At 72.2% G+C, this 23,430-nt stretch carries 20 protein-coding genes; 12 read left to right on the top strand and 8 right to left on the bottom strand.

Annotation, left to right across the window (positions count from 1 at the left end; translation table 11 throughout):
• Positions 1-2: 2 nt before the first annotated feature.
• Genes AC1DWJ_RS03555 through AC1DWJ_RS03530 form a run of 6 tightly spaced genes read left to right on the top strand, consistent with a single transcriptional unit; the run spans position 3 to position 7,300 of the window.
• Positions 3-914, top strand: coding sequence for a sugar phosphate isomerase/epimerase family protein (locus AC1DWJ_RS03555; protein ID WP_457254484.1), 912 nt, complete (start codon positions 3-5; stop codon positions 912-914).
• Positions 915-969: 55 nt separating this feature from the next.
• Complete coding sequence (gene iolC / locus AC1DWJ_RS03550) at positions 970-1,908, top strand: 5-dehydro-2-deoxygluconokinase (protein ID WP_457254511.1); 939 nt, start codon at positions 970-972, stop codon at positions 1,906-1,908.
• Positions 1,905-2,843 carry a Cgl0159 family (beta/alpha)8-fold protein gene (locus tag AC1DWJ_RS03545; RefSeq protein WP_477619993.1) on the top strand — a complete coding sequence of 313 codons (939 nt, stop codon included), beginning with the start codon at positions 1,905-1,907 and terminating at the stop codon, positions 2,841-2,843. Before iolC ends, AC1DWJ_RS03545 begins: the two co-directional genes overlap by 4 nt.
• Positions 2,840-3,781 carry a 5-deoxy-glucuronate isomerase gene (iolB, locus tag AC1DWJ_RS03540; RefSeq protein ID WP_477619992.1) on the top strand — a complete coding sequence of 314 codons (942 nt, stop codon included), beginning with the start codon at positions 2,840-2,842 and terminating at the stop codon, positions 3,779-3,781. Before AC1DWJ_RS03545 ends, iolB begins: the two co-directional genes overlap by 4 nt.
• On the top strand, positions 3,774-5,723 hold the full coding sequence (gene iolD / locus AC1DWJ_RS03535) for a 3D-(3,5/4)-trihydroxycyclohexane-1,2-dione acylhydrolase (decyclizing) (protein ID WP_457254487.1): 1,950 nt from the start codon (positions 3,774-3,776) through the stop codon (positions 5,721-5,723). Before iolB ends, iolD begins: the two co-directional genes overlap by 8 nt.
• A 53-nt stretch (positions 5,724-5,776) precedes the next feature.
• Positions 5,777-7,300 carry a gamma-glutamyltransferase gene (locus AC1DWJ_RS03530; protein WP_457254489.1) on the top strand — a complete coding sequence of 508 codons (1,524 nt, stop codon included), beginning with the start codon at positions 5,777-5,779 and terminating at the stop codon, positions 7,298-7,300.
• Positions 7,301-7,454: 154 nt separating this feature from the next.
• Here AC1DWJ_RS03530 and AC1DWJ_RS03525 read toward each other — a convergent pair whose 3' ends face one another.
• The 3 genes from AC1DWJ_RS03525 to AC1DWJ_RS03515 all read right to left on the bottom strand — a co-directional run bounded on the left by AC1DWJ_RS03525 (position 7,455) and on the right by AC1DWJ_RS03515 (position 11,991).
• On the bottom strand, positions 7,455-8,783 hold the full coding sequence (locus tag AC1DWJ_RS03525; RefSeq protein WP_477619991.1) for an MATE family efflux transporter: 1,329 nt from the start codon (positions 8,781-8,783) through the stop codon (positions 7,455-7,457).
• A 71-nt stretch (positions 8,784-8,854) separates the two neighbouring features.
• On the bottom strand, positions 8,855-9,505 hold the full coding sequence (locus tag AC1DWJ_RS03520; RefSeq protein WP_457254491.1) for a TetR/AcrR family transcriptional regulator: 651 nt from the start codon (positions 9,503-9,505) through the stop codon (positions 8,855-8,857).
• Complete coding sequence (locus tag AC1DWJ_RS03515; RefSeq protein ID WP_477619990.1) at positions 9,502-11,991, bottom strand: beta-glucosidase; 2,490 nt, start codon at positions 11,989-11,991, stop codon at positions 9,502-9,504. Before AC1DWJ_RS03515 ends, AC1DWJ_RS03520 begins: the two co-directional genes overlap by 4 nt.
• A gap of 109 nt (positions 11,992-12,100) precedes the next feature.
• Between AC1DWJ_RS03515 and AC1DWJ_RS03510 the strand changes: the two genes are divergently transcribed.
• Complete coding sequence (locus tag AC1DWJ_RS03510; RefSeq protein ID WP_457254494.1) at positions 12,101-12,913, top strand: PIG-L deacetylase family protein; 813 nt, start codon at positions 12,101-12,103, stop codon at positions 12,911-12,913.
• A complete protein-coding gene (locus AC1DWJ_RS03505; RefSeq protein ID WP_477619989.1) occupies positions 12,906-14,114 on the top strand; it encodes an MFS transporter in 1,209 nt (402 codons plus the stop codon). Before AC1DWJ_RS03510 ends, AC1DWJ_RS03505 begins: the two co-directional genes overlap by 8 nt.
• Here AC1DWJ_RS03505 and AC1DWJ_RS03500 read toward each other — a convergent pair.
• A complete protein-coding gene (locus tag AC1DWJ_RS03500) occupies positions 14,101-14,790 on the bottom strand; it encodes a DNA alkylation repair protein (protein WP_457254496.1) in 690 nt (229 codons plus the stop codon). The genes AC1DWJ_RS03505 and AC1DWJ_RS03500 overlap by 14 nt on opposite strands.
• A 71-nt stretch (positions 14,791-14,861) precedes the next feature.
• Here AC1DWJ_RS03500 and AC1DWJ_RS03495 point away from each other — a divergent pair, with 71 nt between their 5' ends.
• Entirely contained in the window at positions 14,862-15,254 is a 393-nt protein-coding gene (locus AC1DWJ_RS03495) for a hypothetical protein (RefSeq protein ID WP_457254497.1), read from the top strand.
• A 42-nt stretch (positions 15,255-15,296) separates the two neighbouring features.
• On the opposite strand, the gene AC1DWJ_RS03490 is transcribed toward AC1DWJ_RS03495, so the two are convergent.
• The 3 genes from AC1DWJ_RS03490 to AC1DWJ_RS03480 all read right to left on the bottom strand — a co-directional run bounded on the left by AC1DWJ_RS03490 (position 15,297) and on the right by AC1DWJ_RS03480 (position 18,032).
• Positions 15,297-16,781 carry a DHA2 family efflux MFS transporter permease subunit gene (locus tag AC1DWJ_RS03490; RefSeq protein ID WP_477619988.1) on the bottom strand — a complete coding sequence of 495 codons (1,485 nt, stop codon included), beginning with the start codon at positions 16,779-16,781 and terminating at the stop codon, positions 15,297-15,299.
• 85 nt (positions 16,782-16,866) lie between these two features.
• On the bottom strand, positions 16,867-17,622 hold the full coding sequence (locus tag AC1DWJ_RS03485; RefSeq protein ID WP_457254499.1) for a hypothetical protein: 756 nt from the start codon (positions 17,620-17,622) through the stop codon (positions 16,867-16,869).
• A gap of 137 nt (positions 17,623-17,759) precedes the next feature.
• Positions 17,760-18,032, bottom strand: coding sequence for a DUF2277 domain-containing protein (locus tag AC1DWJ_RS03480; protein WP_457254500.1), 273 nt, complete (start codon positions 18,030-18,032; stop codon positions 17,760-17,762).
• 401 nt (positions 18,033-18,433) lie between these two features.
• Here AC1DWJ_RS03480 and dnaB point away from each other — a divergent pair, with 401 nt between their 5' ends.
• Entirely contained in the window at positions 18,434-19,813 is a 1,380-nt protein-coding gene (gene dnaB, locus AC1DWJ_RS03475; protein WP_457254501.1) for a replicative DNA helicase, read from the top strand.
• Between the two features lie 28 nt (positions 19,814-19,841).
• Here the strand turns inward: dnaB and AC1DWJ_RS03470 are convergent, their stop codons facing one another.
• Positions 19,842-20,558: a nucleoside/nucleotide kinase family protein gene (locus tag AC1DWJ_RS03470; protein WP_477619987.1), complete on the bottom strand. Its 717-nt coding sequence runs from the start codon at positions 20,556-20,558 to the stop codon at positions 19,842-19,844.
• A 102-nt stretch (positions 20,559-20,660) separates the two neighbouring features.
• Here AC1DWJ_RS03470 and AC1DWJ_RS03465 point away from each other — a divergent pair, with 102 nt between their 5' ends.
• Together AC1DWJ_RS03465 and AC1DWJ_RS03460 are read left to right on the top strand one after the other, a co-directional pair.
• Positions 20,661-20,948: a hypothetical protein gene (locus tag AC1DWJ_RS03465; RefSeq protein WP_477619986.1), complete on the top strand. Its 288-nt coding sequence runs from the start codon at positions 20,661-20,663 to the stop codon at positions 20,946-20,948.
• 359 nt (positions 20,949-21,307) lie between these two features.
• Positions 21,308-23,430, top strand: a 2,123-nt coding sequence (locus AC1DWJ_RS03460; RefSeq protein WP_477619985.1) for a DUF7507 domain-containing protein, incomplete at its 3' end; no start/stop codon positions are given.

Genomic DNA, 23,430 nt, shown 5'->3' with positions numbered 1-23,430 from the left:
CCATGGCCGGCGTTCCGTCCGAGGCCCTGGCCGACCGCATCGCCGGGGCGCCGATCTCCTGGGGGGTCTGCGAGGTGCCCGGGTGGGGTCACCAGCTGTCCCCGGAGGTGGTGCTCGCCCAGATGTCAGACCTGGGCCTGGCCGCCACCGAGTTCGGTCCCGACGGCTTCCTGCCCGACTCGGCGCAGGACAAGGTCGCGACGCTGCGCGAGCACGGGCTCGCCGCCGTGGGCCAGTTCGTGCCGCTCGTCCTGCACGACCCCGGCCACGACCCGCTGCCCGAGCTCGAGACCGCCATGGTCGACCTCGTGGCAGCCGCTGCGTCCACGGTGGTCATCGCCGCCGCGACGGGCGCGGAGGGCTATGACGACCGCCCGCAGCTCGACGACCAGGGCTGGTCGACCTTGCTGGCGAACCTCGACCGGTTGGCGGCTGCAGCGGCCGCCCGGGGTCTCACCGCCACCCTGCACCCCCACGTCGGCACGATGGTGGAGACCGGCGAGGAGACCGACCGCGTGCTCGCCGGCAGCCGGATCGGGCTCTGCCTCGACACCGGTCACCTGCTCATCGGCGGCGGCGACCCCGTGCGCGTCGCCCGCGAGCACCCCGACCGGATCGCGCACACCCACCTCAAGGACGTTCGGCTCGACCTCGCCCGCCAGGTGCAGGCCGGCGAGACGACCTACACCGCCGCCGTCGCCGCCGGCATGTACGTGCCCCTCGGCCAGGGTGACGTGGACATCGCCGCCATCGTGCTGGCCCTGGAGGACAGCGGGTATGCCGGGTGGTACGTCCTCGAGCAGGACACCATCCTCCCGGGCGTTCCCGAGGGCGACGGACCCGCGGCCGACGTCGAGGCGAGCTACTACTACCTGCTGGGCCTCGCGGCCCAGCACTCCGGTGTGGGGATCTGACGTGACCGACCCGATCACCGACGAGGCGCACGACGGCGGCTACGACCTGGTCGCCATGGGGCGCACCGGGGTCGACATCTACCCGCTCCAGTTCGGCGTCGGGCTCGAGGAGGTCGAGACCTTCCAGAAGTTCCTCGGCGGCACCGCGACCAACGTCTCCGTGGCCGCGGCCCGCCACGGTCGGGACGTCGCCCTGGTCACCCGCACCGGCGCCGACGCCTTCGGTCGCTACATCCACCTGGCCCTGCGCGGGTTCGGGGTCGACGACCGGTTCGTCGCCCCGGTCGACGGGCCGCCCACGCCGGTCACGTTCTGCGAGGTCTTCCCGCCGGACGACTTCCCGCTCTACTTCTACCGCTACCCCACGGCCCCCGACCTGCTGATCGAGCCGCAGGACCTGCCGCTCGAGGCGATCCGGGACGCCCGGGTCTACTGGTCCACGGTCACCGGCCTCTCGCAGGAGCCGAGCCGCTCGGCCCACTTCGCCGCCTGGGAGGCCCGCGCCCGGCGGCAGCACACCGTGCTCGACCTCGACTACCGGCCGATGTTCTGGCCGGACCCCGCCGAGGCCAGTGCCCAGGTGGACCGCGCCCTCGGGCACGTCACGGTGGCGGTGGGCAACCGCGAGGAGTGCGAGGTGGCGGTGGGCGAGACCGACCCGCAGCGCGCGGCTGACGCCCTCCTCGAGCGAGGGGTCGAGCTGGCTGTCGTGAAGCAGGGCCCCAAGGGCGTGCTCGCAGCCACCCGCGAGGAGCGGGTCGAGGTGGCGCCGTTCCCGGTGGCGGTCGTCAACGGCCTCGGGGCCGGCGACGCGTTCGGCGGCGCGCTCGTGCACGGGCTGCTCGAGGGCTGGGACCTGCGTCGCACCATCGAGTTCGCCAACGTGGCGGGTGCGATCGTCGCCTCCCACCTCGAGTGCTCCAGCGCGATGCCGACGACCGCCGAGGTGCTGGCCCGGCTCGCCGGAGCCGGGCGACAGGACGCGCTCCGATGACCGGGCAGGTGACCGGCCCGGAGACCGGGTCGGTAACCGGCTCCGCGACGGGTGCGGTCGACGTGGCCCAGCTGACCGAGCTGCGGGCCACCGACCCGGAGGGCATCGCCCGGGCCTGGGCCGCCCGGACCCGCCGCGACCTGCTGCGCGCTGACGGCCGGCTGCTCCTCGTGGCTGCCGACCACCCCGCGCGGGGTGCCCTGGGGGTGCGCGCTGACCCGTGGGCGATGGCCAGCCGGCACGACCTGCTCGAACGCCTGGTCGCGGCCGTCTCACGACCCGGGGTCGACGGTGTCCTGGGCACCCCCGACATCCTCGACGACCTGCTCCTGCTCGGGGCCCTCGAGGACAAGGTGGTCATCGGCTCGATGAACCGCGGCGGCCTGCAGGGCGCGAGCTTCGAGCTCGACGACCGGTTCACCGCCTACCGGGCAGAGGACATCGCCGCCTGCGGCCTCAACGGGGGCAAGACGCTGACCCGCATCTGCTACGACGACCCGGGCACCGTCGCCACGCTGGAGGCCACGGCGCACGCCGTCAACGAGCTCGCCGCGCGCGGGCTGATGGCGATGGTCGAGCCGTTCCTCAGTGAGCGCCGTGACGGACGGGTGGTCAACCTGCTCGACCCCGACTCGACGATCCGCTCGATCCACATCGCGTCGGGCCTGGGCGGCTCGAGCGCGCACACCTGGCTCAAGCTGCCGGTCGTCGACGGGCTCGAGCGGGTCATGGACGCCACCACCCTCCCGACCCTGCTCCTGGGCGGCGACCCGCAGGGCGACCCCGAGGACACCTACGCCTCGTGGGGTCGCGCCCTCACCCTGCCGCCGGTCCGCGGCCTGGTGGTGGGCCGGGCCCTGCTCTACCCGCCGGATGGTGACGTCGCGGCCGCCGTCGACATCGCCGGGGAGCTCGTGCACGGAGCGCACCGGTGAAGGAGACGCAGAGCGGCGTCGACAACGCCCGCTGGGTGCTGCCCCTGGGGTCCGCGTCGGCCGACGGCTGGCAGGTCGCCGTGGACGACACCGTCGAGGGGTGGCAGCACACCAGCCTGGCCGTCACCTCGCTCGCCGCCGGCGAGGAACGCAGCCGCACGGCCGGTGAGTGGGAGCACGTGGTGGTCCCCTTGAACGGGTCGGTCCGGGTGCGGACCGACGGGCACGACGACGTGGTCCTCGCCGGGCGGGCGCACGTCTTCGCCGGCCCCACCGACATCGTCCACCTCGCCAGCGAGGTCGCCTTCACGGTGGTCGCCGAGGGTGGCCCGGCGCGGGTGGCGGTGTGCGGCGCGAAGGCGCGCACGCGGCATACCCCGGCCGTCACGGTGGTGCCTGCTGCGCAGGTGCCGGTCGAGCTGAGGGGTGCCGGGGCGGCGAGCCGCGAGGTGCGCAACTTCGGCGTGCCCGGGGTGCTCGACGCCGACTCCATCATCGCGTGCGAGGTGGTGACCCCCGCCGGCAACTGGAGCTCCTACCCGCCCCACAAGCACGACGAACGACGAGCGGGAGTCGAGACCGAGCTCGAGGAGATCTACTACTTCGAGGTGCGGCCCGTCGGCGGCGCGCCGGAGGTCGCGGATCCCGTTGGCTACCAACGGGTCTACGGCACGGACGAGCGGCCGATCGACGTCCTGGCCGAGGTGCGCACCGGCGACGTGGTCCTCGTGCCGCACGGCTGGCACGGTCCGTCGATGGCTCCGCCGGCGGCGCACCTCTACTACCTCAACGTCATGGCTGGCCCCGGGCCGGAGCGGGCGTGGATGATCTGTGACGACCCGGCCCACACCTGGGTGCGCGACACCTGGGCGACCCAGGCCGTGGACCCTCGCTTGCCGTTCGGAGACAACAGACGTTCGGAGACGACACATGAGTGACACGGTGCGGCTGACCGTCGGCCAGGCGGTGGTGCGGTTCCTCGGGCAGCAGTGGAGCGAGCGCGACGGCGAACGGCAGCGGCTGTTCGCCGGGTGCCTCGGCATCTTCGGCCACGGCAACGTCGCCGGGGTGGGGCAGGCCCTGCTGCAGGAGGAGCTCGCGTACGAGGGGCGTGAGCGCGACAACCCGCTGCCCTACGTGCTGGCCCGCAACGAGCAGGCCATGGTGCACACCGCGGTCGGCTACGCGCGCCAGCGCGACCGGCTGCAGACCTGGGTCTGCACGGCCTCGGTCGGCCCCGGCTCGACGAACATGCTCACCGGTGCCGCGCTGGCGACGATCAACCGGATCCCGGTGCTGCTGTTGCCCTCGGGCACCTTCGCGACCCGCGTCTCCGCACCGGTGCTCCAGGAGCTCGAGCAGCCGTATGCGGCGGACGTCACCGTCAACGACGCGTTCCGACCGCTCTCGAAGTTCTTCGACCGGGTGAACCGACCCGAGCAGCTGCCGTCCGCCCTGTTCGGCGCGATGCGCACGCTCACCGACCCGGTGGAGACCGGCGCCGTGACCATCGCGCTGCCCCAGGACGTGCAGGCGGAGGCCTTCGACTGGCCGGTCGAGCTGTTCGCCGAGCGCACCTGGCACATCGCCCGCCCCCCGGCGGAGGCGTCGCGGATCGCCGCTGCCGCCGACGTGGTCCGGACGGCCCGCCGCCCGTTGCTCGTCGCCGGTGGCGGTGTCCACTACTCCGGCGCCGAGGAGGCGCTCGCGGCGCTGTGTGCCGCCACGGGGATCCCGGTGGCCGAGACGCAGGCGGGCAAGGGTTCGCTGCTGCACGGCCACCCCCAGCTCGTGGGAGCCATCGGCTCGACCGGCACGACCGCTGCCAACGCCCTGGCCGCCGAGGCGGACGTCGTCATCGGGGTGGGCACCCGGTGGTCGGACTTCACCACGGCATCGCGGAGCGCTTTCCGGGACAACGGAGTTCGCTTCATCAACCTCAACGCCGCGCCCGTCGACGCCGTCAAGCAGGGCGGGCTCTCGGTGGTCGCGGACGCCCGCGAGGGCCTGACGGCGCTCGCTGCGGCCCTGGTCGGGTACACCGTCGACGAGGCGCACCGCACCCGTCAGGCGGAGCTGTGGTCGGCCTGGGACGAGCAGGTCGAGGCGACCTACCACCCTGCTCCCGCCGTCACGGACGCGCTCGCCGACGGCCTGCTGACCCAGGGCGAGGTGCTCGGGGTGGTCAACGAGCTCGCCGATCCCCGAGACGTCGTCCTGTGCGCTGCCGGCTCGATGCCCGGCGACCTGCACAAGCTGTGGCGGGTCCGGGACCGCAAGGGCTACCACGTCGAGTACGGCTACTCCTGCATGGGCTACGAGATCCCGGCGGCGATCGGCGCCCGGCTCGCCGACCAGAGCCGGGACGTCTTCGCGATGGTGGGCGACGGCGGCTACCTGATGATGCCGACCGAGCTCGTCACCGCCGTGCAGGAGCGGGTCAAGGTGATCGTGGTGCTGGTGCAGAACCACGGGTTCCACTCGATCGGGTCGCTCTCGGAGAGCCTCGGCTCCCAGCGGTTCGGCACCCGGTACCGGTACCGCGACGACTCCTCCGGCCGCTTGGACGGCGACCCGTTGCCGGTCGACCTGGCCGCCAACGCGCGCAGCCTCGGAGCCCACGTCATCGAGGTGCGCTCCCGAGCCGAGCTCGAGGACGCGGTGCGGCAGGCGAAGGCGTCGAGCCACCCCGGGCCGGTCGTCATCCACGTGCAGACCGACCCGACGGTGCACTCGCCGGACAGCGGCTCGTGGTGGGACGTGCCCGTCGCCGAGGTGAGCGAGCTCGACAGCACGCAGGCGGCCCACGAGGCCTACCTGGCGCACAAGGCCGACCAGCGTGCCCTCGTGACGCCGACCGAGGCACCGCCCGCCAGCTAGACGCGCAGCGGCAGCCGTGGCACCGGCAGGGGCCATGGGACAGAATCGAGCGCATGGACAGACGCGTGTCGATCGCGGCCACCGGTCCCGCGTCTGCGGACGCCGGCCTGGCCGCCGCGGCTGCCGGGGGCAACGCCGTCGACGTCGCCATCGCGGCGATGGTCTCGGCGATGACCACCGAGCCCGGCATCGTCTCGGCCGCCGGTGGCGCGTTCGTCAGCATCTGGCCGGCTGGCGGGGACCCCGAGCTGGTCGACGGCAACGTCGAGATGCCCGGGCGCGGCCAGGACCCCGCCCGCTTCGGGGCCGGGTTGCACGAGGTGCGCACCTCCTACGGCGGTGGCCTCACCCTGTATGCCGGGCACGGCTCGGTCGCGACGCCGGGCGCCTTCGCGGCCCTGGGGGTCGCCCACGACCGGCACGGATCTGCGCCGTGGCGCGAGGTGCTGGCCCCGAGCATCGACGCCGCGCGCACCGGGTACGCCATCGGCGGCGCGGCCGCCACCTACCTGGCGATCACCGGTGACCTGGTCTTCGGCTGGGACGAGAACACCCGACCCCTGGTCAGGGGCGCCGACGGGGCCATCGTGACCGCAGGGCAGCTGGCGACCAACCCCGACCTCGCCGACACCCTCGAGCAGATCGCGGTCGAGGGGGCCCGGTCGCTCTACACCGGTGACCTCGCGGCCCGGATCGCGGCGGACAGCGACGCCCGCGGTGGGCTGGTCACGGCAGCCGACCTCGCGGCATACCGGGCAGTGGTCCGCACACCACTGCGGCTGGGACTCGGCGAGTGGGACCTCGCGCTCAACCCGCCACCCTCGGTCGGTGGCCCGATGCTCGCGGTGATGCTCCGCGAGCTGGCGGCGGTGGGCTGGGACTGGTCACGGATCATCGACATCCAGGGCCGGGTGCTGTCGTTCCGCCACCAGGTGCACGACCTGTCGACGGACCTGGAGGAGGACGGCTACGCCCTCCTCGAGTCGATCGACCGCAACGGGCTGGCCGGACTGCCCACCTCGTCCTCGACCGCGCACGTCTCGGCGGTCGACAGCGACGGCACCATCTGCGCGATCACCGCTTCGAGCGGATATGGTTCCGGCGCAACGGTGCCCGGCACGGGGTTGATGCTCAACAACTGCCTCGGCGAGCCCGAGCTCAACCGGTTGGGGCTGCACGCGCTGGCGCCCGGCACGCGGCTGGCCTCCAACATGGCCCCCTCGGTGGCGCGGTCCTCGTCGGGGTCGGCGCTCGCGATCGGGAGCCCCGGGGCCGACCGCATCACCACGGCCCTCATGCAGGTGCTGGGTCGGCACTGCCTCACCGGCACCCCGATGCAGGAGGCGATCGAGGCGCCCCGGGTGCACGTGCGGATCCTCGACGATGGCACGCCGCGGGTCGACCACGAGGACGACCCCGAGATCTCGACCGCGATCGAACGCCTTGGGCTGCAGTCGTTCTCGCACGGGGCGACGTCGATGTTCTTCGGCGGGGTGGGCGCCGCCCGACGACTGGCCGACGGGTCGCTCGACGCCGCAGGGGACCCCCGCCGGGAGGCGGCCACCCGGGTCTCCTGAGGCCAGCCGGCTCGACCCTCGCTTCACCGGCGACAGGCAGCGGGGACGGGCAGCAGCGCGCACTCCGCGTGCTATGCCGTGCCCCCCAGGGTGGGGCACGGCATAGCGACCGAAAGCACCGCGGTGCCCTCGGCGGGCCCGAAGCCGAAGGTCGCTAGCGGGCCGCGCCGGTGACCGCCCAGTCGTCGCCACGGATGCGCCACCAGAAGAACGTCGCCCGGATCGCCATGAACGCCGTGAACACGAGCCACAGCACGGTCACCGCCCGAGGGGCGCCAGCAGCCACGAGGTCGTCGCCGCTCGCGTGCACCCAGAGGGCCAGGGGGGCGTAGAGCAGCAGGGTCGCGGCCATCGCCTTGGCCAGCCAGCGGCCGTCGCCGGCGCCGATCAGCACACCGTCGACGACGAAGACGTAGCCGGCGAGCGGCTGGCCCAGCGCCACCACCACCAACGCCGCCGAGAGCGCGGCCCGCACGGCGGGGTCGGTCGTGAAGAGTGCGGGCAGGAGCGAGTGGACGGCAAGGACGAGCAGCCCGAGGACGGCTCCGCCCCAGACCCCCCAGCGGAGCATCGTGGTCGTGGCGGCGCGAGCCGCGGCGACGTCACCGGCCCCGAGCGCGCGGCCGGTGAGCGCTTGCGCGGCGATGGCCAGGGCATCGAGGGCGAACGCCAGGAAGGTCCACACCGTCGCCGCCACCTGGTGCGAGGCCAGCGGCACGTCGCCGAGTCCTGCGGCGACCCAGGTGGTGAGCAGGATGATGGCGCGCAGCGCGAGCGTGCGCACGAGCAGCGGTATGCCGGTGAGGCCAGCCCGCAGCACGCGTCCCGGGTGTGCGTGCAGGCCGGCGCCCGCCTGGCGCGCGTGCCTGATCATGACCGTCACGAGTCCGGCGGCCATCCCGGTCTGGGCGATGACCGTGCCCCACGCCGAGCCCGCGATGCCCCAGCCGAACCCGTAGACGAAGACCAGGTTGAGGACCACGTTGGCGGAGAACCCGGCGACGGAGGCGACCAGCGGGGTCCTGGTGTCCTGCAACCCGCGCAGCACGCCGGTGGCGGCGAGCGCCACGAGCATGGCCGGGATGCCGAGGGCCGAGATGCGCAGGTACGTCGCGGCATACCCGATCGCGTCCGGAGAGGCGCCGAAGACGCGACACAGCGGCTCGGCCGCTACGGCGACACCGACGGACGTCAGCGCGCCCAGCCCGACGGCGAGCCAGGTGCCGTCGATGCCGGCCTCGAGCGCTCCCCGCTCGCTGCCCGCACCGATCTGCCGGGCCACGATCGAGGTGGTGCCGTAGGCGAGGAACACGAAGATGTTGGCCGCGGTGATGAGGGTCGCGCTGGCGACACCGAGCCCGGCCAGCTGGGCGGTCCCCAGGTGGCCGATGATCGCGGAGTCGGCCAGCAGGAAGAGCGGCTCGGCGACGAGGGCGAGGAAGGCGGGGACGGCCAGCCGGAGGATCTCGCGGCGCTGGGTCATCTCACTGCTCTGCGGGGTTGCCGGGGCCGGTGCTCACCGCGCCACGGTAGCCGCGACCCGTGACGAGGTCGTCAGGGCGTCCAGCGGGTGCGCACGCCGTCGACGAACGAGGCGAAGTCGCCGGCCATGTCGACCTCGTCGGGCCGCATCAACCACTGCACCTGCAGACCGTCCATGAGGGCGACCGCCTGACGGGCCAGGCTCTCCGCCGGGACGGCCGGGTCGGCCGAGCCGTCCGCCACGGCGTCGTGCAAGGCACGGGTCAGGGCCTGGACGGCGCTGCGGTGGTGCTCGCGGAGCCACCCGTGCCCCGGGTGGTCGGGGTCGACGGCCTCGCCCGCGAGGCTGGTGAAGAGCCGGACGATGGCCTCGCGGTCGCTGTTCAGCCGGACCAGCCGGGTCATGTCGTCCCACACCTCCCAGCCGCGGGGGGCGCGGTCGCGACCGGTCGCGAGGGTCGCCAGGTCGCGCACGTCGCGCGCTCGCAGCACCTCGGCGAGCAGCCCCTCCTTGCTGGGGAAGTGGTGGAGCAGCCCGCTCTGCGACAGCCCCGAGGCCTCGGCGACCGCGGTCATCGGGGTCGCGTGGAACCCGCGTTCGGCGAACAGCTCAGCAGCCGCCGAGACGATCCGCTCCCGGGTGGCGGCGGTCGCCTCGCCGCCCGGACCACGGGGTCGACCGCGACCCCGCCGAGCGGGCTCTCCGGTATGCCGCGTGGTCACGCGAGCGGCAGGCGGAAGCGGATGTCGCCGAGCCCACGGGCGACGAGCAGCTCGCCGCCGTCGGCCAGGCTCGCCCACGCGCCGGCCGCGGTGTCCCAGCGACGCCACAGCCTGGCGTCGGTGGTGACCTCGACCGTGGCCGACTCCCCGGCCGCCACGTCGACGGTGGACCAGCCGACCAGTCGCACGGGCTGGTCGGTCTCACTGGGCTGGAGGTAGACCTGCACGAGCTCGCGCGAGTCGCGACCGGCCGTGTTGCGCACCGTCACCGACACGGTGGGGGACGGCTCGGTCCCGGCCAGCGCCGCCGCCGGGTAGTCCCAGGCGCCGTAGCCCTCGCCCTCGCCCAGCCAGTGGGCGGGAGCAGCGGCGCGGCCGGCGTGGAACCCGCGGTAGCCGACGAAGGACCCGTCCGTGTAGTCGAGCTGCAGGTCGGTCGGCTCGACGGTCCACGCGGGCGCGGCCCCGTCGGCGGCCGGCCAGGTCGTGACCAAGCGGCCCGCGGGCTCGCGGACGCCGAGCAGGGCATCGGCGACGGCGTGGCCGCCCTCCTGTCCGGGCAGGCCCACGACGAGGATGGCGTCGACCTCGTCGGCCCACGGCATCAGCACCGGGGTCGCGGCGTTCACCACGACGACCGTCCGGGTGGCGGCCGCCGCGACGGCGCGGACCATGGCGTCCTGTTCACCGGGCAGCGAGAGCGTGGTCTTGTCGCTGCCCTCCGTCTCCTGCTCGGGCGTGAGGCCGACGACCACGACGGCGACGTCGGCGCCGTGCGCCGCCGCGGCGGCCGCTGCGAGCGTCTCGTCGACCGGGGCCGGCACCGGTGCGACGACGAGGGTCTTGGTGCCCATGCCCGAGGCGAGGATGTGCGACAGGGTGCTCATTGTGCCGTCGGGGCCGGGCTGGGGCTCCGAACGGATCACGGTGAGCTCGGCCTCGATGAGCGCACCGGCGCCCGCCTCGAGGTCGGCGGTCCAGACCGGCGGCTTGAACATCGCCTCGCCCGGGTCCGCCCCGGTCGACACCAGGTCGGCCCGGCCGATCTCGGTGCCATTGACGCTGACCCGCCACGAACCGGCGCCCTTGGCTCCCACCCGCACCCGCCCGCCCGTGGCGAGGCGGGCACTGAGCCGCACCTGCTCGGTCTGGCGGGGCAGGGTGTCGTCCCATCCAGTGGTGACCTCGGCCCCGTCGACGTGCTCCTCGAGCATCACGACCCCCTCGGCGTCCACGTGCTCGACCCGCATCCCCGGCTCCCCCGTCGAGGGGTCGCGGATGGCGTCGAGCGCGGCCGGCAGCGGGCTCTCGCGCACGTCCACGCCGTCGACGACGACGAGCCGGTCACCGAGCTGGGCGCGGAGCCCCTCGGCGAGGGAGACCTGGTGGGGAGGGTTGACCTGGGCCGAGCCGCCACCCATGCAGACGGTCTCGATGCCGTGCCGACCGATCAGGGCGACCGACCCGCCGGTCGGGCCCGCCGCCAGCGGCAGGACGCCGTCGGTGTTGCGCAGCACGACCATGCCGTCCGTCGCCAGTCGCCGCAGCTGGGCCCGACGCTCCGGCGCGTCAGCCGCGAGCGAGTCGGTCGGCCAGCTGCGGTGGGCGTCCGTGGAGCCGGGGACGTCGAGGGCACCGACGCGCTGCGCGAGCAGGAGCAGGCGGCACACGTGCTCGTCGATGACCGACTCGTCGACCGCACCCGAGCGGACGTCGGCCACCAGGGCCTCGCCCCACGGGCCGTCCGGACCGGGCATGACCAGGTCGAGACCGCCGAGTGCGGCCGGGGCCGACGTCTTGGTCGCGAACCAGTCGCTCATGAGCAGGCCGTCCCAGCCCCACTCGTCCTTCACGATCTCGGTGTTGACGTGGACCTGCTCGGTGGCCGGCACCCCGTTGACATCGTTGTAGGCCGCCATGATCGACCACGGCTGCGACTCCTCCACCGCGATCTCGAACGGCAGCAGGTAGACCTCGCGCAGCACGTCCTCCGTCACGACCGAGTTCATGTAGTTGCGCAGTGTCTCGGACTCGTTCGCCACCAAGTGCTTCAGGCAGGCGCCGATTCCCTTGCCCTGCAAGCCCTGCACGTATGCCGCGGCGAGCCGGCCGGTGAGCAGCGGGTCCTCGGAGTACGCCTCGAAGAGCCGGCCACCGAGGGGTGAGCGGTGCAGGTTGATGGTGGGGCCGAGCACGACGTGGATCTGCTGGCGCTCGGCCTCCTCGGCCAGCATCTCGCCGACCTCGTGGGCGGTCTCCTCGCTCCAGGCACTGGCGAGCAGGGTCGCGTTCGGGAAGAGCGCCACGTGGTCGCCCCCGACGAACTTCAGCCCACGGACGCCCGTGGGGCCGTCGGAGAAGGCCATCGGCGCGAGGCCGATCTCGTCCTCCCCGTGGAGGGTGAACGAGGTGGCGCCGGTCAGCAGCCGCACCTTGGTCTCGAGGTCGAGCCGGGCAACGAGGGCAGGGAAGTCGGTGGTGGTCACCGATTCAGTGTCGGGACCCGGGCCAGTGGCGTAAATAGGTAGAGGTAACTATTTCGCAGGGTGAGACAGCCGAGGACCGGGCGTCGGGGGGCGTTGGCATGATGGCGTCGTGTCCACGATCGTCTTCCTCCACGCCCACCCCGACGACGAGGCCTCGCAGACGGCGGGCGCGATGGCTCGCGCCGTCGCCGAGGGCCACCGCGTCGTCACCGTGTTCGCCACGAACGGCGACCACGGTGAGCTCCCCGCAGCCGGGCTGCCCGACGGTGAGACGCTCGTCCACTGGCGGCGCCGCGAGGCCCAGGCCAGTGCCGACGCCCTCGGGGTGCAGCGGATCGAGTGGCTGGGCTACGCCGACTCCGGCATGACCGGGTGGGAGCAGAACACCCACGCGAACGCGTTCCACGGCGCCGACGTCGACGAGGCGGCCCGGCGGCTCGTCGCGATCCTCGACGAGGAGGACGCCGACGTCCTCGTGGGCTACGACTGGCACGGCGGCTACGGCCACCCCGACCACGTGAAGGTCCACCCCGTCGTGCACCGCGCGGCCGAGCTGGCCGCCCGTCGACCGCGGCTGCTCGAGTCGACGATGAACCGCGACATCGTCCGAGGGGTGTTCCAGGCAGCGGTGGCCGCCGGCGCCGGCGACCAGGCCTTCGACCCGGACAGCCCGATGGACGACGGCAACCCGCTCGGCACTCCCGAGGCCGAGATCACCTGGCAGGTCGACACCAGCGACTACCTGGTCCAGCGACGGGCCTCGCTGGAGGCGCACCGCAGCCAGGCCACCGACATCGAGGGCATGCTCTCGATGCCTGACGACTTCTTCGCGATGTTCTTCGGCCGTGAGCACTACCTCGAGCCCGGCATCGACGGGGAGGAGCACCCCACCATGCAGGTCGGCTGGCCGTTCGGTGGCTGAGCCCGCACCGTCTGCGGAGTCCCTCGGCCCCGGTGCCCTGCTGCGACGTCCCCAGGTCGCGCGCCTGCTCTTCTCGGCGCTGGCGGGACGACTGCCCAACGGCATGGTGCCGCTGGCCCTGGTCCTGTTCGCCCGCGACACCGGCAGCGGCTACGGGCGCGCGGGGCTGCTCACCGCGGCATACTCGCTCGGCTGCTGCCTGGGCGGGCCGGCGCTGTCGCGGGTGATGGACCTGCGCGGGCAGCGCCCGGCCCTCGTGCTCGGCGGGGTGGTGTCGTCCCTGGCGCTCGCGGTGCTGCCGTGGGTGCCGTCCGGTGGCGCGCTCGTCGTGGCCCTCGTGGCCGGGCTGTCGACTCCGCCGCTCGAGCCGGCGCTGCGGACCCTCTGGCCGTCGGTGCTGTCCCCGCGCCAGGTGCCCTCGGCCTTTGCGCTCGACGCGGCGGCTCAAGAGCTGATCTTCGTCCTCGGGCCGCTTGCAGTGCTGCTCGCCCAGGTCGGCGGTGACGGCGGCGGCCTCGTGGCCGCGGGCGTGGTCGGGCTGATCGGCACCGTCTGGTTCGTGGCGTCGCGGGCATCCGGCGCGTGGGTCCCCCCGGTGCACGAGGACCGCCACTGGCTGGGTCCGCTGCGCTCGCCCCGGCTGTGTGTCCTCTACTCGGCAATCGCGTTGGTAGGACTCACGATCGGCGTGCCGGCCGTGGCCCTCGTCGCCTACGCCGAGTCGATCGGCGACCGGGGGCTCGCACCCTGGCTGGTGGCTGCGAACGCCCTGGGTGCCCTGATCGGTGGCGTCGCCTACAGCCCGCTCGCCCCACACCGCGATCCGCGGCGTGACCTCCTGCTCGGGCTCGGTGTCCTCGTCGTCACGTATGCCGCGCTGGCCGTGGTCCCCTCGAACCCCTGGGTGATGGGGGTGCTCACCGTCGGCAGCGGCGTGGGCCTGCCCGCGGTGCTGACCTGTGTCTTCCAGCTGGTCGACCGGCTCGCCCCGTCCGGGACGACGACGGAGGCCTTCGCGTGGCTGATCTCCGCGTTCCTCGTCGGCTCGTCGGTCGGCGCTGCCGCGGCAGGTTCGCTGTCGGACGCCGGGCGGATCGGTGGCGCCTTCCTCGTGGCGGCGGTTGCCTCGCTGGCTGCGCTCGCGATCGCGCGCAGCGTCGTGCGGGGCGGCGTCGAGGACGCTGCCCTCACAGGTGCTTGAGCGCCTCGCGTCGGCTCAGCCCGCTCAGCCGGCCGTCGTACTCCGCGACCGTCGAACGCACCCAGTCCGGGTCGGTGCGGGCGTACTGACGCAGCGCCCATCCGATCGCCTTGCGGATCCAGAAGCTGGGGTCCTCGAGGTTGGGCTCGATGGCGGCTCGCAGCAGGCCGACGTCGGTGCGCTCCTTGAGGGTGAGCTGGCAGATGATCGACGTCCGCCGCAGCCACAGGTCCTCGTCCTCGATCCACTGCTCGACCGGCGGGGTGACCTCTGCCTTGTGGGACAACAGGATCGGTCCGATCCGGTTGCTCGCCACCTCGTCGACGTGGTCCCACCACGCGCCGGTGACGACCAGGTGTCGGTACAGCGGGAGGGTGTCCGGGTCCTGCCACGCGCGGTAGGCGCGCTGCCCGGTGAGGGCCGTCGCGGCATACCTCTCCTCGCGGTGGGTGGCGCCGTCCCAGAGGTCGCGCACCGCCCGCTCCCACTCCCCGCGCTCGGCGATCCGATGCGCCGGGTCGGCCAGGATCGGCCGCAGCAGCGCCTTCAGCTCGGGTGAGGTGATGCCGCAGTAGGGCATCTGCGACTTCATGTACGCCTGCTGGGTAGCGGCGCGATCCGGGTCGCCGGCCGCGGCGAGCGCTGTCCGGATCGCGGGGACGACGGGGTGTGTCACGGAGCCAGCATGCCCGTTCGCGCGTCACACTGTCGCCGTCGCACCGTCGTCGCACTTCTCAGGGGGAGTCCATGTCGCAGCCGATCCAGCAACCCGTCCAGCCGCCGCCCAAGCCGCCGGTCGTGCAGCTGCCCACGTGGGTCAACGTGGTCCTGGTGCTGATCCTGTTGGCGTCCTGCGGAGCTGCCAACGACGACGACCCCTACGTCGACACCGGGAGCATCTCCAACCAGGTGGTCAACCAGCTCCAGTCGCAGAACGGCTGGGGGACCCCCGACGGACCGGCCAGCGCTGCCGAGGTCGAGGACCTCTGCCGTCTCCTCGGTGCGGTGGCGGCCAAGGAGCAGGTGCCGCTCACGGTGATGGACCCGGACCAGCAGACGCGCTGCCGCGAAGTCGCCGGGGAGGCGGCGACGACGCCAACGTCCACGACGACGCCGACGACGACACCGACGACGCCCTGACCGCAGGCGGCCAGGGCGTCACAGGGTCTGTGCAGCGCGAGGTCAGTGCTGCGCGGGCGCCCCGGCGGTGGACGGCGTGCGGACCGCGAACGAGACGGCCACGACACCGAGGGCCAACACTGCTCCGACCGCGAAGCCCCAGCGGACCCCAGTGCTCAACGCGTCGAGGGGAGCGGCGCCGCCGACGGTGGCCGAGGCGGCCCGACCGGCCATCACGCTGACCACGATGGCGGTGCCGGCCGCGGCGGACACCTGCTGCAGCGACCCGAGGACGGCGCTGCCGTGGGCGTAGAGGTGCGGGGGCAGGACCGACAGGCCCGAGGTGAAGACCGGGGTGAAGACCAGCCCCAGGGAGGCCATCAGCGCGACGTAGTTGACCAGGAGCAGCCATGGCGAGGTGTCCGTGCCGACGAAGGTGAACAGGGCGAGCGTCGCTGCCATGACGATCGCGCCGGGCACCACCAGGCGCGGGGCGCCGAACCGGTCGTACGCGCGACCGACGACCGGTCCGAGCAGACCCATGACGAGCCCACCCGGCATCAGCAGGAGCCCGGTCATCAGGGTGCTGAGGTGCAGGACCTCCTGCAGGTAGAGGGGGAGCAGGATCATCGCGCCCATCATCGCCATGAAGGCCAGGCACATCACGCCGAGCGAGACGGCGAACGGGCGGAAGGTGAGGGTGCGCAGGTCGAGCAGGGCGCCGGCGCCACGCTGCAGGACGATCTGACGCCGCACGAACGCGGCAAGGGCGAGGACGCCGGCCGCGGTCACCACGGCCGGAGGAACGGTGTGCGTCGCGCGGCCGCCCTCACCCAGGCCGCTGAGGCCGTAGACGAGCGCCCCGAAGCCGATCGCCGACAGGACCACGCTGGGCAGGTCGATCCTGGTGCTGGTGGGCTCGCCGATGTTGACCAGCTCGCGCAGCCCCAGGCTGCCGACGACGCCCGCGATCGGCAGGACGATGGCGAAGATGAGCCGCCACGAGCCGAGCTCCAGCAGCAGGCCGGACACGGCCGGCCCGAGCGCCGGTGCGACCGACATGACGAGGGTGACGTTGCCCATCACCTTGCCCCGCTCCTGCGCGGGGACCAGCGTCATCATCGTCGTCATCAGGAGGGGCATCATCACCGCGGTGCCACTGGCCTGCACCACGCGGGCAAGCAGCAGGACGCTGAAGGTCGGCGCCAGGGTGGCGAGGGCGGTGCCGGTGAGGAAGAGCCCCATGGCCAGGGCGTAGGCCGTGCGGGTCGTCACCCGCTGGAGGAACCAGCCGGTCGCCGGGATGACGACCGCCATCGTCAGCATGAACGCGGTCGACAGCCACTGCGCGCTCGTCGCGGGGACGGCGAAGTCGCGCATCAGCCGTGGGATCGCGTTGACCATGATCGTCTCGTTGAGGATCACCACGAACGTCGACAGGGTCAGGATCCGCATCACCAGGGCGACGTTGACGTCGCTCACCGGTGGGGCATTGACGGCGTCGACATCGGCGGGCCTCGCCTCGGTGGTGCAGCTGGTGTCGCTCATGGGATGTCCTCGGTGGTGTGGGTGCTTCTGGCTGGGGTCTGCTGAGAACTGCTTCACCGGTACTGACCGAGGCCGGCACCAGAACTCATCGCGACCAGCTGGCCACCACCGCGTCGCGTCGGGTGACGAGGAGTGCGCGGGTCTGCGCGAGGAGGACCTCGGGCCGCCCCGTCGGGCGCAGCCGTGGCGCCCCCGGGGGAGCGACCAGCAGGTCGGCGCCCGGAGCCAGTCGCTCGAGCAGGGCCGACCCGCGACCCGCTGCTGAGGCCGGCACCCCGAGCCGTGGCCACAGGTCGCGGGCGAGCAGCCGCCCCTCTGGTCCGAGCAGCCCGTTGGCCTGGGCGCCCGCCCACACCAGCGCCCCCACGGCCGTGTCGTCGCGGGTACTCCGAGCGAGCATCCCCGGGTCGGCGACGAGAACCGCCTCCCACAGGCGACGCAGGGCTGCCCCCAGCTCCTGGTCGCCGAAGACGTCGACCGCGAGCCGGTCGCACTCCGCGCCGATCGCCCGGGCCCGGTCGCTGAGCGCGGGACCCAGGTCGGGCACGACGAGCGCCCGCTGCTCGAGCTGGCGGTCGTCGAGGGCGAGCAGGGCGGCACGCCCGCCGACCAGCGCCTCCAGCCACCGGAGCTCGGCGTCGCGCTGCTCGCCCTCCGTGGTCAGGGCAGCGGCCCTCCCGGCCCGGCCACTCGCGGCGCGCGGACGGACGGGACGCGCGATGTCGGCGCTCTCCTCCACCCAGTGGTCGGCCGGGAGTCCGTCGACCAGGACGAGGTGCGTGATGCGGGGACGGCGGCGGTCGGTCGCGGGGCTAGGTGAGTCGGTGCTGGCTGAAGGCATGGCCCCACGATGGCAGCGCGCCAGTCACACCTCGCCGGGATATCCACAGGCCTCGCCGCGGTGCGGCACGCGTGGGTCGCAGCCCCACGGCATACCACGAGTGGTATGCCGCGTGACTCAGGTGAGGTGCCGGCGGATCAGGCCGCGCCGTAACGCACCTGGGCGCGGGCGCGGGCCTTCGCGGCCTCGGTCTCGCGGTCCTTGGGGGGCGCGGTCGTGGTGAGGTGTTCGAGCAGGTGCTGGGTCGCGTGGGCGACCTCGGCCACCGCCTCGTCGAAGGCCGCTTGGTTCGCAGCACTCGGCTTGGTGCTGCCGCTGACCTTGCGGACGTACTGGAGCGCGGCGGCGCGGACCTCGTCGGAAGTGGCGGCCGGCTCGAAGTTGTGCAGTTGGCGAATGTTGCGGCACATGCCCTCAGGCTACGTCGCGGGCGCCGAGTGTGTCCTGCGTCATGTGGAAGACCCCGGGCGTGGACACGCCCGAAACTTTCTTGGGTCCACACCCCGTGGATCATGAAACCGCAGGTCAGCACCCCTGCGTCGGACGGACCGTCGCGAAATCCACAGGGTTATCCCCTGACTGTGCACAAGGGACCCGGGCGTTGCGCACACCTTGTCCCCAGCCTTTCCACAGGGCTGGTTTGAGCTGCGGGTCGGGCGGCCATACGTTGTGCCGATCACGGGTCCCGGTGGTGTCGGCGGAGGTTTGTCGGTGCCGACTGGTGTACTCGAATCACACAGGTGGAGTTCGTCGCCGGTGGCCGTCGAACGGCACCCGGTGGCGTCGAGGATTGTGACAGGGAGTTGCCCGAGTGTCCCTTGCGGAGCTGAGCACGAGTGCGTTCGGGAGCGGCGGCGATGGCCCCCCACCGAGCGACGAGCGTGTTCCGCCCCAGGACCTCCACGCCGAGCAGTCCGTCCTCGGCGGCATGCTCCTCTCCAAGGACGCGATCGCCGACTGCGTCGAAGGCCTGCGCGGCACCGACTTCTACCGGCCGGCCCACGAGCTGATCTACGACGCGATCCTCGACCTCTACGGCCGGGGTGAGCCCGCCGACGCGATCACCGTCTCCGACGAGCTGTCCAAGCGGGGCGACCTGCAGCGGGTCGGTGGCCAGGCCTACCTGCACACCCTGATCCAGGCCGTCCCGACCGCCGCCAACGCCGGCTACTACGCCGAGATCGTCAGCGAGCGGGCCGTCCTGAGACGGCTGGTCGAGGCAGGCACGCGCATCGTGCAGCTCGGCTACCAGCAGGGCAACGGCGACGTCGAGGACATCGTCAACGCCGCCCAGGCAGAGGTCTATGCGGTCGCCGACAAGCGGGGCGGCGAGGACTACCACGCGCTCGGCGACATCCTCGAGGAGACGCTGAACGAGATCGAGGTCGCCGCCGGGCGCACCGACGAGATGATCGGGGTGCCCACCGGGTTCATCGAGCTCGATGAGCTGACCCACGGCCTGCACCCCGGCCAGATGATCGTCCTCGCGGCACGACCCGCGGTCGGCAAGTCCACGATGGGGCTCGACATCGCGCGGGCCGCAGCGATCAAGCACAAGATGGCGACCGCCGTCTTCTCGCTCGAGATGAGCCGCTCCGAGATCACCATGCGGGTGCTCTCGGCCGAGGCCCAGATCCAGCTCCAGGACCTGCGCAAGGGCACCATCGGCGACGCGGGGTGGAAGAAGCTCGCGCGGATCATGGGCCAGATCACCGACTCCCCCCTCTTCATCGACGACTCGCCCAACATGTCGCTGATGGAGATCCGGGCCAAGTGCCGGCGGCTCAAGCAGCAGCACAACCTCAAGCTCGTCGTCATCGACTACCTCCAGCTGATGAGCTCCGGCAAGAAGGTCGAGTCGCGCCAGCAGGAGGTCTCGGAGTTCTCCCGTGCCCTCAAGCTGCTCGCCAAGGAGCTCGAGGTCCCGGTCATCGCCATCAGCCAGCTGAACCGTGGTCCCGAGCAGCGCACCGACAAGCGGCCGCAGATGTCGGACCTGCGCGAGTCGGGGTCCATCGAGCAGGACGCCGACATGGTCATCCTGCTCCACCGCGACAAGTCCGACCCCGGCCGTGAGGGCGAGGCCGACGTGATCGTGGCCAAGCACCGTAACGGTCCGACCAAGGACATCGTGCTGGCCTTCCAGGGCCACTACTCCCGCTTCGCCAACATGGCCCGCGACGGCTTCTGACCGTCCTCCTCGGGGCCGGGGGCGGCCACTAGGGCGTGGCGGTCACCACGAGGTCAGCGCGGGCTCGCGTTCCTGCGACGAGGTCGGCATTCGCCTGGTCGACCCGCTCCACCCAGAGCGCAGCTGCGTCGGCCTCCTTGCCGAACTCCACATGCCGTGCCACCAGGCGTTCGACCCGCGTCGGCTCGTCGAGGTCGCAGTACCAGACCTCGTCCATCGCCTCTCGCACCCGGCGCCACACCGGCTCGTCGAGCAGCAGGTAGTTGCCCTCGGAGATGACGATCCGCGTCGTCGGAGTCACGGCGAGGGCGGCCGCGATCGGCTGTTCCAGGTCGCGCTCGAACCCCGGCGCGTAGATGGTCTGGGCGGTCTCGGTACGCACCCGCTCCAGCAGCGCGGCATACCCGGCGGCGTCGAAGGTCTCGGGTGACCCCTTGCGCTGACGCAGCCCCAGGCGCTCCAGCTGGGCGTCCGCGAGGTGAAACCCGTCCATCGGCACGTGCGCGACCCAGTCCGCGTCCACGCCCTCCAGTGGGTGGTCCGCGAGCTCGGCGAGAAGGTGACGCACGAGGGTGGTCTTGCCGGCCCCGGGCGCGCCGGTGACGCCGAGGACGGCGCGACCACGTCCTGAGGCAGCTGCCCTCGCAGCCAGACCACGCGCCCGCTCTGCGAGCACTGCGAGGTCACCCTCTTTGGCGTCGCCACCAGCGTTCCGCTCGCCACCTGTGCCCGCTCGAGAGGTCATGTCCCCTATGCCATCACACCGGGGTCGCGACGCCCGGGTGTCATCTCCAGGGCCCAGTCGAGTCTATGAGGGTGTCGAGACGACCGAGCGATGGGAAGAGACGTGAAGACTTGGCGTGACGAGTCGTCGAACGGATGGCTGGGGGATCGGATCGGGGAGTTCCTGACGGAGATTGCCACCGCGGAGATGGACCTGCCCCACATCGTGGTCTGCCGGGACTCGAGTGGATGCAACATGTCGTTTTCCGGCCCATATGGGAGCGCACTGGAGGCCATTGCCGCGGCTGAGTTCGAGCGGCGGATCGAGATCGAGGCCGCCGCAGGCGACACCCTCAAGTTCGAGGTCGCCGCGCTCTATCCGGCGCTTCCGAGGAAATGGAGCAGCCCGTAACGGGCCCGGCCGTCTGCCGCTGTGGTGTGCCCTGCGCCGGGCCTCCGCTAGGCCAATGTGACCTAGATCACATTCCGGCCGCGACACATTTTGGAGATTCAGCACTCCCTAAGGCGAGAACCGCGCGACGCGGCCGCCCCCTGTTCGAATGCTGATTGGACCCCTGCATGCCTGTCATGACCTTGACCCGCTCTGGCGGTCCGAGGGCTCGGGGCCGTTGGCCTCGGGTCGCGGCGATCGTGGCGCTTCTGCTGGTGTCTTCTGGCTTGTTCAACCCGGCGGCGCAGGCCTACCAGGTGGCGACCACGCCGGCGACCGTGGTGGGTGGCGTCGGTACCACGACCATGCCAGGGTCTGCCTTGACCACGTCGATCTCGGCGACGGGTCTGACGTCGGTGACCAGCGCGACCACCCTGGGTGGGCGAGGGTACGTCGCGAGCGACTACACCCCCGGGCTGGCGTCGACCACTCCTGCGGTCAACGTGCTGACTGACGCCATCAACAACTGTCCTGCCGTGGGCACCTGCTCCGGGCTGGGCACGATCACGATCAACTTCAGCCAGCCCGTGACCAATCCGATCCTCAGCCTCGCCGGCCTCGGTGGCGAGGTGCACTTCTTGGGGCCGGGGAACGTCGTGACCGGGATCTCTCAGCTGCACGACATCCTGACCTTGACCACGCCCGGGGTCACCCTGACTGACCTGAGCGGTGGCAACCTCGCCGTCTCAGGCAACCAGATCACCACGAACAACGACAACGCGTCCTATCGGTGCGAGACCACCGCCCAGTCAGATTCGGCGACCGGCACGACGCTCCCCTCGGCCGCGACCACCGCGGCGTGCGGCTCGGTGCGGGTGAGCGGGACGGTCACGTCGGTGACGTTCAGTGTCAGCGCGATCTTCACCCAGACGACGGCCGGCGTCCAGCCGCACACGGACAACAACGCGGCGGACCCGGGGCACAACCAGGACGGGTTCGCGATTGCGGTCACGGCGCCTGAGGACTTCGGCGACGCCCCCTCGTCCTACGACCAGGGCAACGCGGCCCGCGCGGTCCTGTCCGACGTCAAGCTCGGGTCCAGCGTCACCGAGGACAACGCCACCGTCGCCAACGGCACCGTCTCGCCGAATGCCAGCGCGACCGCCGCGCTGGACGGCGCCGACAACGGCGTCACCCTCGCCCCACTGACCACCGCGACGACCAGCTACAGCACCACGGTCGCCCTTTCTGGGGCCAGCAAGGCAGGCACTGTCTGCGGGTGGGTCGACTTCGACAAGGACGGGATCTTCGACAACCCCGCAGAGCGCGCCTGCGCGACCTTCGCCGCCGGCGCCACCTCCGCGACGCTCACCTGGACCGGCATCTCCGGCCTGACCACTGGAGACACGTACGCCCGATTCCGGGTCGGGTACAACGCCACCCAGACGCAGTCACCCATCGGCGCCGCAGACGCGGGCGAGGTCGAGGACTACCGGCTCACCATCGCCGCGCCGCCGAGTCCGGTGGACCTGTCGATTGCCAAGACCGGTCCGGCGACGGTGCTGCCCAATGGCCAAGTCTCCTGGACGCTGACGGTCCACAACAATGGCCCCAACATCAGCTCAGGCTGGGTGGTCAACGACGTCGTGCCTGCGGGGTACACCAACGTGTCATCGAGCACGCCGGGATGCGTCGTGACCGGGAATGCCGTCCGCTGCCTCGGTGGCGTCCTCGCGGTGGGAGCCGACGCGACCATCACCATCACGGCCACCGCGCCCAGCACACTCGGATGCATCGTGAACACGGCCTCGGTGGTGGGGAATGAGGCCGACCCGACGGCAACGAACAACAGTGACGACTTCACCACCTGCGTGGCCCAAAGCCCCGGCCTGACCCTGGTGAAGTCGGCGGCCCTGTCGACCGACAGCAACAATGACGGGTTGGCGGGGGTGGGTGACGAGGTCACGTTCTCGTTCACCGTGGAGAACACCGGTGACGTGACCCTGACCGGGGTGGGCGTGGCCGACCAGCTGGTCGCCCCCGCGGGTCCGGCCGTGACCGTGACCTGTCCGTCGACCACGTTGGCGCCGGGCGCCACCATGGTGTGCACGTCCTCGGCGTATGTGGTGACCCAGGCTGATGTGGACGCCGGCGCGGTGCGGAACAGTGCGACCGCGTCCGGGACCCCACCCACCGGCCCGCCGGTCGTGACTCCGCCCTCGACCACTGTGACGCCCGCTCCGTCGGGGTCGGGGTTGACGTTGGTGAAGTCGGCTTCGCTGTCGACCGACAGCAACAATGACGGGTTGGCGGGGGTGGGTGACGAGGTCACGTTCTCGTTCACCGTGGAGAACACCGGTGACGTGACCCTGACCGGGGTGGGCGTGGCCGACCAGCTGGTCGCCCCCGCGGGTCCGGCCGTGACCGTGACCTGTCCGTCGACCACGTTGGCGCCGGGCGCCACCATGGTGTGCACGTCCTCGGCGTATGTGGTGACCCAGGC

This window comes from Pedococcus sp. P2_D7, from assembly GCF_056404295.1.
The sequence above is the reverse complement of the archived record's forward strand: the minus strand, read 5'-3'. Positions and strand labels throughout refer to the sequence as shown.